The sequence below is a fragment of the Ensifer meliloti genome (assembly GCF_030064585.1).
GTDB classification, from domain to species: Bacteria; Pseudomonadota; Alphaproteobacteria; order Rhizobiales; family Rhizobiaceae; genus Sinorhizobium; species Sinorhizobium meliloti.
In genome coordinates this window covers 998,016-1,010,402 of record NZ_CP120366.1, presented here as the reverse complement: position 1 = coordinate 1,010,402, position 12,387 = coordinate 998,016, and the positions used below count along the sequence as shown (strand labels likewise).

General features: G+C 60.4%; 13 protein-coding genes and 2 pseudogenes. 3 read left to right on the top strand and 12 right to left on the bottom strand.

What is annotated here, in order from left to right:
• Positions 1-119: 119 nt before the first annotated feature.
• From PZL22_RS29460 to PZL22_RS29430, 7 genes and pseudogenes are all read right to left on the bottom strand, one after another.
• Positions 120-527, bottom strand: a pseudogene (locus PZL22_RS29460) (AMP-binding enzyme); the annotation flags it as partial.
• 285 nt (positions 528-812) lie between these two features.
• Positions 813-1,292 (bottom strand): (R)-mandelonitrile lyase, encoded by a 480-nt coding sequence (locus tag PZL22_RS29455; RefSeq protein WP_127700899.1) that lies wholly within the window; start codon positions 1,290-1,292, stop codon positions 813-815.
• 83 nt (positions 1,293-1,375) lie between these two features.
• Positions 1,376-2,479: a PQQ-dependent sugar dehydrogenase gene (locus tag PZL22_RS29450; RefSeq protein ID WP_127700914.1), complete on the bottom strand. Its 1,104-nt coding sequence runs from the start codon at positions 2,477-2,479 to the stop codon at positions 1,376-1,378.
• A 65-nt stretch (positions 2,480-2,544) separates the two neighbouring features.
• Complete coding sequence (locus PZL22_RS29445) at positions 2,545-3,534, bottom strand: aldo/keto reductase (RefSeq protein ID WP_010967289.1); 990 nt, start codon at positions 3,532-3,534, stop codon at positions 2,545-2,547.
• Positions 3,535-3,544: 10 nt separating this feature from the next.
• Positions 3,545-3,919: a DUF2255 family protein gene (locus PZL22_RS29440; protein ID WP_013845058.1), complete on the bottom strand. Its 375-nt coding sequence runs from the start codon at positions 3,917-3,919 to the stop codon at positions 3,545-3,547.
• A gap of 152 nt (positions 3,920-4,071) precedes the next feature.
• Entirely contained in the window at positions 4,072-4,851 is a 780-nt protein-coding gene (locus PZL22_RS29435) for a carboxymuconolactone decarboxylase family protein (protein ID WP_013845059.1), read from the bottom strand.
• Between the two features lie 21 nt (positions 4,852-4,872).
• Positions 4,873-5,265, bottom strand: a complete 393-nt coding sequence (locus PZL22_RS29430) for a putative quinol monooxygenase (RefSeq protein WP_127700903.1) — start codon at positions 5,263-5,265, stop codon at positions 4,873-4,875.
• A 123-nt stretch (positions 5,266-5,388) separates the two neighbouring features.
• Here PZL22_RS29430 and PZL22_RS29425 point away from each other — a divergent pair, with 123 nt between their 5' ends.
• Positions 5,389-6,276: a LysR family transcriptional regulator gene (locus PZL22_RS29425; protein WP_010967285.1), complete on the top strand. Its 888-nt coding sequence runs from the start codon at positions 5,389-5,391 to the stop codon at positions 6,274-6,276.
• A 718-nt stretch (positions 6,277-6,994) separates the two neighbouring features.
• Here PZL22_RS29425 and PZL22_RS29420 read toward each other — a convergent pair.
• The 4 genes and pseudogenes from PZL22_RS29420 to PZL22_RS31730 form a co-directional block, all read right to left on the bottom strand.
• The gene (locus PZL22_RS29420; RefSeq protein ID WP_234842986.1) at positions 6,995-7,864 is read right to left on the bottom strand and encodes a hypothetical protein; all 870 of its coding nucleotides are present in this window, start codon (positions 7,862-7,864) and stop codon (positions 6,995-6,997) included.
• Positions 7,770-8,357 (bottom strand): amidohydrolase family protein, encoded by a 588-nt coding sequence (locus tag PZL22_RS29415; protein ID WP_234842987.1) that lies wholly within the window; start codon positions 8,355-8,357, stop codon positions 7,770-7,772. The genes PZL22_RS29420 and PZL22_RS29415 overlap by 95 nt, the downstream gene beginning before the upstream one ends.
• Positions 8,354-9,640, bottom strand: coding sequence for a chlorohydrolase family protein (locus tag PZL22_RS29410; protein ID WP_234838793.1), 1,287 nt, complete (start codon positions 9,638-9,640; stop codon positions 8,354-8,356). Before PZL22_RS29410 ends, PZL22_RS29415 begins: the two co-directional genes overlap by 4 nt.
• An 8-nt stretch (positions 9,641-9,648) precedes the next feature.
• Positions 9,649-9,737 (bottom strand): annotated as a pseudogene (locus PZL22_RS31730) (DUF1419 domain-containing protein); the annotation flags it as partial.
• A 248-nt stretch (positions 9,738-9,985) separates the two neighbouring features.
• Here PZL22_RS31730 and PZL22_RS29400 point away from each other — a divergent pair.
• Positions 9,986-10,225 carry a FitA-like ribbon-helix-helix domain-containing protein gene (locus PZL22_RS29400; RefSeq protein ID WP_010967281.1) on the top strand — a complete coding sequence of 80 codons (240 nt, stop codon included), beginning with the start codon at positions 9,986-9,988 and terminating at the stop codon, positions 10,223-10,225.
• Positions 10,225-10,665 (top strand): type II toxin-antitoxin system VapC family toxin, encoded by a 441-nt coding sequence (locus PZL22_RS29395; RefSeq protein ID WP_010967280.1) that lies wholly within the window; start codon positions 10,225-10,227, stop codon positions 10,663-10,665. The genes PZL22_RS29400 and PZL22_RS29395 overlap by 1 nt, the downstream gene beginning before the upstream one ends.
• A gap of 970 nt (positions 10,666-11,635) precedes the next feature.
• Here the strand turns inward: PZL22_RS29395 and PZL22_RS29390 are convergent.
• Positions 11,636-12,031: a PRC-barrel domain-containing protein gene (locus PZL22_RS29390; RefSeq protein ID WP_014528751.1), complete on the bottom strand. Its 396-nt coding sequence runs from the start codon at positions 12,029-12,031 to the stop codon at positions 11,636-11,638.
• Positions 12,032-12,387 lie beyond the last annotated feature (356 nt).

Sequence of the window (12,387 nt, the reverse complement as noted above, 5' to 3'; positions counted from 1 at the left end):
TCGAGCGACATAATAACTCGCGGTCGTCCTACATAAACGCGAGGCGCAACTTCAAGACGGCCTGACAAACAGGCCTGCCGTGCCGCAGAAGTGTCGCGGCAGCCGTTGTCACTCAAACGCATTGCCACAAACTGGTCAAGCGCTTCCGGATTTGCCAGCGCTTCCTTGTTGACAACAGGGCGACCGTGGTCAACGTCGCGAACCGCCAGTTCGACAATCTTTCCAGACTTCGTCCTTGGAATATCGGACACCTGGACGATCTTTGTCGGAACGTGGCGCGGCGAGGCTCCCGTTCTAATCTTCGCCTTGATCTTGGCCTGAAGCTCCTCTGTGAGGTCAAAGCCATCGCGGAGCAGCACGAACAGTATGACGCGTATGTCATCGTCCCAATCCTGGCCGATACACAGGGATTCGGCGACCTCATGCAACTGCTCGACCTGACTGTAGATTTCGGCCGTGCCGATCCTCACGCCGCCCGGATTCAAGGTCGCATCCGATCGTCCATGGATGACAATTCCGCCGTGCTGGCTAACATCAAATGCGGGCTCGGCGACCTGGTCAATTCGCGCGCTTTCATCACTGTATGAAGATCGAAATTCTAAATATGAAGTCGTCTCAAAGAATGAATTGATACTCAGCCCACGCAGCGAACTCCTCAAGCCGCTCCAATGCCCTTGCCGCGTCCGTGCGAGTCTTTGCCCGAGCCGTATTGCACTTCGAGGAGGGTTCGCAAGTTTGACTCCTGCTTTGCAGGCAATGCTTTCCTCAATGCCGCTTTTAGTAGCTTGATGACGGCCTGATGATCGCCCTGATTAATCTCGCGGCGGAACTTGGCCTACGAACTCCTCATCAGTGACGAGCTTGCCCCATTCGACGTTCTTGCCCTCCTTCATGTAGGAAATCGCGATGTGGCCCATGCCGGTCTTGTTGGTTGCCCCATGCCAGTGATTGACGCCTACCGGAATCCAGACGACATCGCCGGAGTTGATCTCCCGCTTTTCGCCGCCTTCCTGCTGCACCCATCCCTTGCCAGAGGTGACGATCAGCATCTGGCCGGCGGGATGCGTGTGCCAGGCGGTCCGAGCCCCCGGTGCGAAGGTTACATGGCCGCCGGTGCCGTGCGTGAACTCGTTAGCCGGAAACAGCGAGGCGACGACGACCTGCCCACTGAACAGCTTGGCGTCGCCTAGTGCGGATGGCGCCGATGCATTCGGTGTGATCTCGATCGTCTGTGCACGAGCAATTGCGGTCGACAGGATGACAAGCGATGCGGCTGCGATCAGTTTCTTCATCTCGTTTCCTTTCTGGAGCTTAATAGTCCATGATGGTCAAACACCTCGGGATTGCCGAAGTCTCAGGCTGAGCGCAGCGGCCGTCAGTTCTGCGCGGATAGTCTGACCAGTCGGTCCTTCGAAGGTCCTTGTCCTCGTGGTGATCGATTGGTGGTGATGAGCAGGAGATCGTCGCCGACTGGAAGCACATGCCGGACACGCTCACCCAGACTGACGACGGGCTGGAGCGTTCGGGCTTGCCGATCGAGCACATAAAGTCCGCGCCCCTGGAGGGCCGTTACCAGGAGTTCGTTGCCGGCGAACGCTATTCCCGACGGCGCCCAGGTGTCGCCGCCCGAATGGACGAACGGCGGCTGCATACCCTCCTGGGTTTCATCGCCCGAGATGATCGGCCAGCCGTAATTGGCGCCGGGCGCAATCAGATTGATCTCATCGAGAGCGGCCTGACCGTGTTCGGAGACGAACAGCTCACCCTCAGCATTCCATGCCAGACCTTGCGGATTGCGATGGCCAAAGGAATACACCAACGAGCCCTGAAACGGATTGTCTTCGGGAACGCCACCGGCAAGCGTCAGGCGGAGAACTTTTCCGGCGAGACTTTGGAGATCCTGCGGGCGCTCGTAATTTTCGGTCCACCCCGTCGTGACATAGAGACGGTCGTCAGGACCGATGGCGATGCGGCCGCCATTGTATAGTCGATGACCAGGGATGGCGTCGACGAGCACAGCGGTTTCACGCCACGTGTTCCCGTCGAATCTGGCGGCAACGATCCGGTTGGCTGGTTCCGAGCCGGAAGAATAGGAATAATAGAAGAATGCCTGACCGCTATCGGCGAAGTCCGGCGCAAGCGCGATGCCAAGCAGCCCCGCACCGCCTTCGGTTCTCAGCGGATCGGATGTTTGGAGGGTGGACCGCTGAACGTTCCCGCCCTCGATAATCACGACGGTACCAGCTTTTTCGGTGAGGATCAGCCGTTCGCCGTCGCGAACAATGTCCCAAGGGTAGTCAAGGCCGTCGGCCAGGACGCTGGAGCTCCATGCACCCTCACCACGGTCCAGGATAGGTGTGGAGGCATCCTGCGCCATCGATGTGCCAGATAGACAGCATCCCCCCACTAAGATCGACAGTGTGGTGCAAATCAGTCGCTTCCTCATGCGTGTCCTTCTCTTCTCCGGCAAGATGGGCATGCGTAACCCTTTCCCCGCCAAGCAAGCGTGAGGCGGTAGAGCGGTTTCCTCGGGTGCGTTGCCCGCTATCGACCTGATCGCCGCAACATCTCCTCAGGGTATCGCGCCCCTTCGATCCTGATGGCGGCTGCTCCGCTTTCGATTTGCTCGAGGTCGTCGTCCGAGAGCGTCACCGATAGAGCGCCGAGATTTTCTTCAAGCCGTTCGAGCTTGCGCGTGCCGAACAGCGGTACGATCCACGGCTTCTGTGCCATGAGCCAAGCGAGCGCCACCTGGGCAGGCGTCGCACTACGGCGTTCGCCGACGGAACGGATCAGATCGACAAGCGCCTGATTGGCCTCACGCGCCTCTGGCGCGAAACGCGGGATCTGGCTGCGGAAGTCGTTCGCGGCAAACGCCGTGCTCGCGTCGATCTTGCCGGCGAGGAAGCCCTTTCCGAGCGGGCTGAAGGGGACGAGGCCAATGCCGAGTTCTTCCAGCGTGGGGATGATCTCGGCCTCCGGCTCACGCGTCCACAGCGAATATTCGCTCTGCAGCGCAGCCACCGGCTGGACGGCGTGAGCGCGGCGGATCGACTCAGCACCAGCCTCCGACAGCCCGAAATACCGGACCTTGCCTTCGGCTATCAGGTCCTTAACCGTGCCGGCGACATCTTCCATCGGCACGTCGGGATCGACGCGATGCTGGTAGAGGAGATCGATAAAGTCCGTACGGAGCCGCTTGAGGCTTCCCTCGACCGCGCTGCGGATCTGGGTCGGCTTGCTGTTGACGCCACCACCGTGCTCTCCAGTGGACTGGTCGATGTCCCAGCCAAACTTCGTTGCGATCTTCACCTTGTCCCGCATGCCGGCGAACGCTTCGCCGACCATTTCTTCATTCGTCCAGGGACCATAGACCTCCGCGGTGTCGAAGAAATCCATGCCGAGATCGACCGCCCTGCGCAGCAGTTCGATCATCTGTGGCCTGTCAGGGATGTCGCGGGCCTTTCCATAGCCCATGCAGCCAAGAGAAAGGGCTGAAACCTCAAGACCCTGACCGAGTTTGCGCTTTTGCATCTTGGCGTCCTCAATCCTTCGGGGTGATTTTTACGGTTGCCGCGCGGGCGCGTTCACCGATCATCGGCGCGAGATAACGGCTCGTGGCGTATTTGCGGCGGTAGCCTTCATCGATCTGGTCGTTGATTGCGCCTTCGACCGGCTCGAACGAAACCTCCTTCGTCATGCCGGCGGCCGTGATGCGGCCCGCCTTCTGACGGATCGCGGCCTGATACCAACGCGACTGTTGGCCGTTGTAGCCGCGAACATAGAGTTCGCCATCAACCACAACCGACCAGATCCAGGTGAGCGTGCCATAGGTCCTGCCGTTCTCGCGGAACGGGGCGATGTGCAGGTCGTCGCTTTCGGCGATCTGCCGCAATTCGTCCGTGGGCCATATGTTCATTGGAAGCACTCCTGATCATGGGCACAGCAGCGCCTTGCAGCGCGCCGGCGAAGAAGATCCTTCGAGCATCGGGCATGGCATCACGCTGCATACTGCTCGTCTGACACATGCTCGAGGCAGTCCACGACCTTGCCATCCTTGTCGCCGCCAGATTAGCCGCGCCGCTTTTCAAAGACGGCCTTCGCCACCGGCAACGCCGACATCGCGTTGGGCCAGCCTGCGTAGAAAGCCAGATGCGTGATGACTTCGGCGGCCTGTTCTTCGCTCAGCCCATTGTCCAGGGCTTTGTTCAGGTGGAAGGTGATCTGTTCGACCTGGCCAACTGAGATCAGTGCAGCGATTGTCACAAGGCTGCGATCGCGCGGCGCCAGGTCGGGGCGCAGCCATAGGTCACGGAAGAGATAGTCCGTCGTGTACTGAACGAGGCCGGGGGCAACGCTGCCGAACTGGTTGCCGACAGTGGTTGCGCGTTGTGCTTCCGCCTCTTCGTCCAGCGGCAACGGCGTGGATTCGACGGCGGCGAGCTGATCCTGACCGATGCCGCGCTTGGCGAAGGCTTCACTCACCGGACCGACCGTGGCCATGGCTTTTCCCCAACCCGAATAATACGCCAGATGCGTGATCGTCTCCGAGATCTCGGAAGGCTTCACTCCGTTCTCAAGCGCTTGATCGGCGTAGTAGGTGAGAGCCGGGGCTTCTCCCCGCGCAATCAGCGCGGCGATCGTGACAAGGCTGCGATCGCGCCGATTGAGGCCGGGGCGCTGCCAGACGTCGCCATAGAGGCGTTGTTGCGTGTACTGCTCGAGGGCGGGCGCCACCGATCGAACCTGATCGGGCGAGAAACGGCGACCTTCAACATTGGGCTGTTGAGCCCCTGCATTCGAGGTGGTCATCATCATGACTCCCATGAGAGGTGCGATTAGGCGTTTCATCTGGGTCTCCGTTTCACCCGCTCAAAGCAGCTTGGCGCTTAGCTGGAAGTTGTCAGTCTCGAGAAGCTTGCGGGACGTGATCATGTCCTTGGTGGTCTCGACGTATTTCCTAAAATGCGGAGATTCCCGGTGGGACTCGTAGGCGGCCTGATCGGCATACATCTCGAAGAATCTGAGATGGTGGGGCTGGCCCTTGATCGACACCGCATAGAGCGCCAGGACGCCCGGCTCGACGCGCATGGATTCCTCCATCTCCTCTTTCACGGCAGCCGAGTAGGCGGCCATCTGCGCCGGGTCGATTTCTAGTTCCGCGATCCGGATCACGGGACCCTTCGCCTCCTGTGCGACGACCTGTTGGACGGGAAGCGGAGCGATGATCGAAGCAGCGATGATGAGAAGCCTTTTCAAACCCATGACACAGCTCCAAATTGTTTGGTTTGCAAAGACGCCAGAGCTCCTTGCGAGGGAAATATAGACTTCACCGTTTGTTTCGATTAGACGCCAATATGAGATTGTACTTATATCGAGGATCAATAAATGCAGCGGGAAGAACTCGGAGACCTGCTGGCCTTTCTCGCCGTTGCCGAGGAGGAGAGTTTCACGAAGGCTGCGGCCCGGCTTGGCACGTCGCAGTCTTCGCTCAGTCTGATTATCAAGCGTCTGGAGGCACGGCTCGGCGTTCGCCTGCTAACCCGAACGACACGAAGCGTTGCCCCGACCGAAGCGGGAGAACAGCTATTTTCCACCCTCGCTCCAGCGTTCGGCACCATCGAAGCCCAGTTGTCGGCGCTGAGCGAGTTCAGAGACAAGCCGGCGGGGAACTTCCGGATCACTGCGGGCCAGCATTCGATCGACACGATCCTTTGGCCTAAACTATCCGCATTCCTCCTCGCTTATCCCGATATCAAGGTCGAGCTCGTCGCCGAGTCGGCGCTGACGGACATCGTGGCCGAGCGGTTCGATGCCGGAGTCCGGCTGGGCGACCAAGTCGAGAAGGATATGATCGCGGTCCGCATCGGGCCGCCGGCGCGTATGATCGTCGTTGGAGCCCCTTCGTGCTTGAGGGATCGGCCGCCACCGAAGACGCCGCAGGAACTGACGACGCACCGCTGCATCAACCTGCGCCTGCCTAGCTATGGTGGATTCTATGCGTGGGAATTCGAACGCGACGGACACGAGGTCCGGGTCAGGGTCGACGGTCAGGTGGCGTTCAACGGCGTGCCGCAGATCGTGAAAGCCGCCCTGGATGGATTCGGCCTCACCTACGTTCACGAGGACGTCGTTCGGGAGTATCTCAAGAACGGACGGCTTGTGCAGATCCTAGACGACTGGACGCCGCCGTTTCCCGGATATCATCTCTACTATCCCTCGCGCCGGCACCCCTCGCCCGCGTTCACCTTGCTGGTGGAGGCCTTGAAAGAGTGATCGCTCGGCAAAAAGACCAGAAGCGCTCACCCAAAGGCGACGTAGTGGCAACACCGTCAAAACACGGTCGCTGTCAGCTGACAACTCGCGGTGCTACTGGAGCATCGGCCGCGAGATCTCGGCACGCCGGATCACCGAGGATGGGGCGCCCGCGCCATCGATCGGCCCGCCCACCAATCTTCAGCGCGATTTTCCCGAGACAGGGATTTTGCCACGGATATGGCCCTAGGTGTTTGTGCAACAAGTTGTTGCACGATCCGTTCACGCCTCAGCAAAGGCGCATATATATTTGAGGTTCCACAGAGGACTGCCAGCGTTCGTTGTTCCAGGCGATACATTATGCGATCTTCTTGGCCAGACCGTGAATATCTTGGCAACAAGCCGTGCACGGGCCTCGTGGAAGAACGGTTCTCCCCCACGCCTAAGCGACGTCCACGCTTAAGTCTGTGAACGGCAGCCCTGCGCCTTTCAAGTCGTTTCGAACCAGTCTGCCTGGCCCGAAAGCGGCAGTTCATCCGCGGGTGCGGCAAACCGACTACAATGACGAACTGACGGGAATGCTGGCTTTCGACGGATCAATCTGTGCGCGCGAGCTGCGGCTTGAGGGCAAAATCGGTCGAAATGTCGCGGCGACGGACGAAGTACCACTTCTATCCCGCCTGGTTAAGAGGCGATCGAAGAGCACTTTTGGGAGGACCGAACAGGCTGCCGCTGCGCTTCAAAGCGATCGAGAGCCGGCGCTCAATTGCTCGCCCACTCCGCTCGATTCAAGCCAGGGACCGAGCACCTCAGCGGTTTGCTCGATCAGCACTAACGGGTAGCGCTGCGGAGCGCGCAGGCGGGCCAAGGCCTCACCTAGCTCGGCACCGTCGATGGATTCATCTTCTGCGGCGTGGGCCACGGCATTCTGAAGCCACAGTGCCACCTCCTCCATCCGCGCGCCGCCATTGCCGAACCAGTAGGCGAAATGCAGCCAAACGTGCCCGCGCAGCATAGGAAACTCCAGCGCGGCGAGGTATTGGTCGAGATCGAGCGCAAACTCGTAGAACGATGCCATCCCCTCGAGCAGTTGCCAGCGATCGGGCCTCGTCAGCCAACCTCCAAGCCGTGCAGGCTGTTCAAGCACCCGACGGAATTCATCGATATGGGTGTCGAACACATAGAAACCGTCGAGCAATTCGATGAAGTATCCAATCACATCGTTGGAAATGAAGCGAGCGTTAAGGTGGAGGAATTGGCGATAGGCCGCGTCGAAGCCTTCCTGCTCCAGCTCAGCCTGCCACTGCGAACGATAGGTATCGGGTAGCCGCCCGTCTCCTGCGGCACGTAACAACAGCGGCGGCGCGAACGGGTAGTGCCGTTCATAGTAGGCGATCACGGCAGGATGGCACAGCAACTCCCAGACGAACTGGCCCTCAGGATCGCGCCAGATCTCCGCGCCCTCGGCCTGCAGTCCGCCGATATGGAGCGCTGACAGCGCTCCAAGCAGGAGGTCAAGTTGCTCCCGCCAAACCACGTCCTCCCCCTCTACAATGTCGTTCGCGATAGAAGCCGACCACCCCACCACGCCTGAGATCAGCAAGGTCATCTAGGTTGTCGTCGACCAGTCCTCCCCAGAGGGCATAGTCGATATGGCTTTGTTTGGCGGCTGCCTTCTTCATGACGAGTGCAGCGGCGTCGATAGTGGCCGGCTGGGCGTTCAGTGGCATTTCCACAAAGGTCGTGATGCCACCCGCAGCGGCCGCTCGGCTTCCGGTCTCGAAGCCCTCCCAATGACCGCGTCCGGGCTCGGAAAAATGCACATGGGCGTCGACCAGTCCGGGAAGCAACAGCAGACCGCTGGCGTCGATAATCTGCCGGGCGGCGGCGATTTCCCGTTGGCCTACCACCAACTCATCGATTCGGCCGTTCGACACACTGATCCCACCGTCGAACGTGCGCTCCTCAGTAACGACCGTGGCATTGCGGACAAAGAGGTCGCACATAGCTGTACCTTGGAAAGTGGTCATCGCGTCGATTGACGGGTTACCTTTTCTGTCGCGCGCAACCGGCCGTTTGCGCTGAAAATTGGATGAACTCACGTTCTTGTCACTTCATAGCTGGGAGGGAAGATCGATTGAACCGCAGGGTGTCGCCATGTACGGCGCGGATACTGGGCCACCAGTCTCTCGAACTGGGCTCCGGCACGCGCATGGGCTTCGGCGAAATCAAAACCGGGAATTGTACCTTCTGACATGACACGACGCCCGGCGATGAAGACGGTGCGGACGTCGCGCCCGTTCGCCGACGCCACTAGGCCAGCGATGGGGTCCCTCACTTGGCCGAGATGGTGAGCGGCGAGATCGATGACCACGATGTCGGCCGCGGCGCCGGCCTGCAGGCGGCCGAGATCTGGGCGGCCTCGCGCATCAGCTCCGCCCAATGTCGCTACATCGTAGAGATCGGCCGAGCTGGGGCTGTCGAGCTCTCCACCCATTACCCGGCCTAGCATGAGCCCGATCTGCATATTAAGGATCATGTCCGGCGGCCAGGTGTCGGTTCCCATGCCGAGACGCAAGCCCGCTCGCCGCAGATCGCCGAAGTGGTTCAATGCGGCACCGTGGCGCGCCATCACCAAAGGGCAATGCACCACTGTGGCACCCGAGTCAGCAATGATGCGGAGACCTTCACGGTCGGTATGCGTGCCGTGCGGGAGCAGTGCCCGCTCGGACAGGAAGCCGATGTCATGTCGCCATTCAGCCGAGCCCGTTCCGAAGCTGCGGCGAATCGTTTCCACCTCGAACGTAGATTGACAGCAGTGAAGGCGAACTGGCACGCCGAGGTCGCGCGCGACACCAGCCGTCCGTTTCAACAAGTCCGCGGTCCAGTACTCAACGCGATCCGGGGCCAGCATGGCGCGCACCAACCCCCCATGGGTGTTGTCGTGAGCGGCGCAGAAGGCAATTGCCGCGTCCAAGCCGGCGCGTCCCCGAGCCGCGTCGATCTCGACTGTGAGCGTGCCGTCGGCTTCAATGACCGAATGGCCAGCGCGGAACGCCGGACCGAGATACACGCGCAGGCCTAGGTCCGCAGCGCTTTCCGCGGCGGAGGCGAATTCCTCGGGCGTTTCGTTCCAAGCGCGGTAGAAAAGAGAGGCGATTGGCAGCGCCGTGGTGATGCCGTTCCGAATTAAGTGGGCAAAGGCGTAGCGTTTCTGAAATGCAAGCTCCTCGGGCGTTAGCATTTCCACGGGCCCCTCCTCGACATAGTCGCGCGGCCAAACGCGCCCTTTTTTCCAGCCGGGCTGATGGTCGAGGCCAAGAACGCCTGTATCGATGTCGGATAGAGCGTCGAGATCGATGAAGCCAGGCCCAATCAGTGCCATACCCACCCGCCTTCCCAACGATTCGGGCGGCGCGCGTCGCGGTCGAACATTCGGAACATCTGGCGCCGGTCGGCGACGCCTTGGAAACCTTGCGGATGGGAGAGAGGGCAGGCTCGTCGGGCTGGAGCGCGGCTCCCCGCCTCGGGGAACGCCATCTTCGCCTCGTCAGCCCTCGTGACCCCTCCTCCGCGGCCGCCTCTTCATCCGGCCGGGTCAAGGGCCGCGGCACGCGGGCGAAGCCGGATTTTCTTTCGGTCTTCTTTCGTTTCCTCCTCCCTTCCTTCCTTGCGCTGCTTCACTCCAATTGCTATCATTGCTCTCATTGAGACCAATGGAGCCATACCGATGCCCGGAAACCTGCACGTCCGCAATCTGGACGACGACCTGATTTCGAAGCTGAAGATCCGAGCGGCCCGCCATGGACGCTCGGCGGAAGCGGAACATCGCGAAATCCTGCGCCAGGCCTTGGCAAGCGAGGGCGGACCCGATTTCGAAGAACTTGCGGCCGATTTGCGGAAGCTGACCGCATCCCGCAAGCAGACGCCCTCTGAAGTCCTGCTGCGCGAAAGCCGAGACGAGCGCTGATGGAGACGCTCGTCGCCGACGCCAGCATCGCGATCAAGTGGGTCGTGGAGGAGGAAGGAACCGACAGCGCCGTTGAGCTGCGGTCGCGTTTCCGATTTGCGGCACCTGAGCTTCTCATTCCGGAATGCGCCAACATTCTCTGGAAGAAGGTTCAGCGTGGCGAGCTTTCGCGCGACGAAGCCGTGCTTGCCGCAAAGTTGCTCGAGCGTTCCGGCATCGACTTCGTTTCGATGACAGGGTTGCTCGAAGAGGCCACGAACCTTTCCATCGTGCTTTCGCATCCGGCGTATGACTGCACCTACCTGATAGCGGCGCAGAGGACCGGATCAAGGTTCGTCACGGCTGATATGCGCCTGCTGCGCATCGTTTCCGAGCGCGCGCCAGGCGAAATTGCACGGCTGTGTGTATCACTCCCGGATGCCCGGAATGATGCGCATTAGGGGTCGGACCCGTCCGTAATTCGTCTTTCCAGTCGACGTCCTTCGATCGAAGGCGCTCAAAGCTTCGCCATCTCAGGCGGTCCGCATATTTATCGCCCTGGACATTGTTGTCAGTCGCCGCGACCAAGCGCGCCCCTCCGGCTCAAGAGCGCTCGGATCACCGTCACGAGCAGTCGGTCGACGCACACGGCGTCCTCGATCAAGGACCTGCAGACGCTTCTCAGCCAAGAGGCTGGCGATCTAAAGATTATGCGGGAAATCCTCCACCGCATCGAAGGCAGCTTGATGCGGCGAAATTGAAAGGAAGCGCCCCCGGAGGTAGGGCGCTGTCCCGTTCGTCACGCGGATCGATTCCCTGGCTGGCGAAATCGATCTGCTCGTCAGCGTCGATGCCGATTCAATCGACAGTGTCGAGGACGTGCGCCGCAGGTAGCTTCCGTTCCCGGCATTGCGACCGTTACCACCGCGCTTGTCCTGCGTCGCCATCTGTGAGCCGCACGCGCGGCTTGACACGTTATTGTTCCGCCGCTGGCAGCCAAATCGAGAAGGTCGCCGCGCTCGCCGATCTCGGGACGCGTCCCGCACATTCCGTCTGTCCAAGAGCAGACTCCGACGATCAGAACCGTGAGTTAACCTACTGCGCGGGCTGCGTGTTGGGCGGCTGAGTGGTTGATGGTTGCGGCGCCGGCGTCGTTGGGGCTGGCTCGGTCGTCGGAGGAGGAGCGCTCGTCGAAGGTTGAGGAGTCGTCGGCTCAGTCGTGGTAGCCGGCGGTGTCGCTGTTTCCGTCGCATCTTCGTCGGTTCCGGGCATCAGCAACGCGACAGCTACCAAATAATCACGATGCCTATTGCTACCGCGATGTAGGTGTTCCGATTCACGCCGGGTCCTCCTGAGCTGTCTCGGCCTTTGGGACGTCCAATGCGGGCGATGGAGCTCCCGAGCTACCTAGAGCGTAGCCGTCTTTCGGGATTAGCGTTTCCAGCGGCCTTCGTATTTGAACTCGGGGGCCGCCTTGAGCTGATCCTTGGTCGCGTCCATCACAGCCGTCCATTTCTTGTCGTTTTCGACGTAGGTGATTTTGACAGCCTTCGGGCTGACAACCACGTAGCGCTCGCCCATCCCGAGGACACCTCCGACCGACAGGATATATCCGGCCAGCTGACCTTCCGAGAGGACCAGATCCTTGATCTCCCCGATCGACTCGTTGGCAGTGTTGGTGACGTTGAGATTGATGAGATTGTAGCTCAGCACGTCGGTCGGCTTGGCGGTGACGAAGGTTTCGGTGGTCGTGGTTTCCGCCGTCTGTGCGGCAGCCGCTCCAACAATCGTCGTGGTCGCAGCAAGAGCAATCAGAATACGTCGCATGGTCCCAACCCTTTGAGGATGCTCAGGAACCCGGAAACGCCATGATGCAATCGAAAGTTCCAACGACCTCAGCGAATTGGGCAGCCTTCGAGCTGGTCGCGTTTAAATGCCGTTTATGAAGATCACCGGCGCTGTCGATCCCCGAACTGCCACCGGGCAAGATGGACGCTTTCCTCATAGAGAGTGACATTCGATATTCTTATCGTGCCTTCCGCCTCGTGATGACCGACCACCCCAACTTCGGTCATCGAGGCGCGGAAGACAGCGGCTGTGACTGGCGTAGCACAACGACACGAGGCAACGGATCTTTGTACGCGGATCTTTGGATGAATGTCGGCAACTGGAACAACGTTGGT